Below are 677 nucleotides of genomic sequence, written 5' to 3'. Positions count from 1 at the left end.
ATCAACATTGTTGACAACTTATAAACAATTATTGCTATGCTCAAAAAAGCCTATAATCCGCTAGCTTATAAATAAGCCAGCGGGCTTTTTTTCGCTTTATTGTTGTTATGTTCGCCCACCCGTAAGGGTGCCTACTCGGTCGCTTTCTAATTCCCGAGCCTGTTTACAGTCTTGCAGTTAGGCACCTACTCGGCTCACTTATATTTATTGCTATGCTGTTATAAGCTCCTTAGACTTTTGCATTTCTATGTCTACTACTTTTAAATTTATAAGTCTGCTTGTTAGTCTGCCTTTTATATATTCAGCATCTATTTTTTTATTCAAACCTTTTAATAAATCATCATAGCTTTTATTTGATGTTAGTATCACTGTTTTTTCTAATTCTCTGATTTTATCAAATAGTTTATAATAGCCTTCAGCCGCATAACGAAAACCTACGCTGTCAATATCATCTATCATAATAATATCTGCAAATTTTATATTATCTATTTTGGCATCTATACTTGATTTCAAATCTCTGTCCTGAGCATTTTTATTGAATAAATTTTTATGCATATCTTCAAAAATAGATGCTCTCATATACAATGGCTTGATATCATTAATAGCATATATCTGCCATAACATTTTAAGCATTGTAGTTTTACCTGTTCCGCTTTCTCCTTCAATATATAGAGAGT

The 677-nt window shown here is 32.1% G+C and carries 1 protein-coding gene; it reads right to left on the bottom strand.

The window, feature by feature from the left end; all coding sequences use genetic code 11:
- Positions 1–210: 210 nt before the first annotated feature.
- Positions 211–677: DnaA ATPase domain-containing protein (locus BRSU_RS14055; protein WP_048596216.1), on the bottom strand; the 467-nt coding region annotated here is incomplete at its 5' end.

Source organism: Brachyspira suanatina (assembly GCF_001049755.1).
Lineage (GTDB): Bacteria > Spirochaetota > Brachyspiria > Brachyspirales > Brachyspiraceae > Brachyspira > Brachyspira suanatina.
The sequence above is the reverse complement of the archived record's forward strand: the minus strand, read 5'-3'. Positions and strand labels throughout refer to the sequence as shown.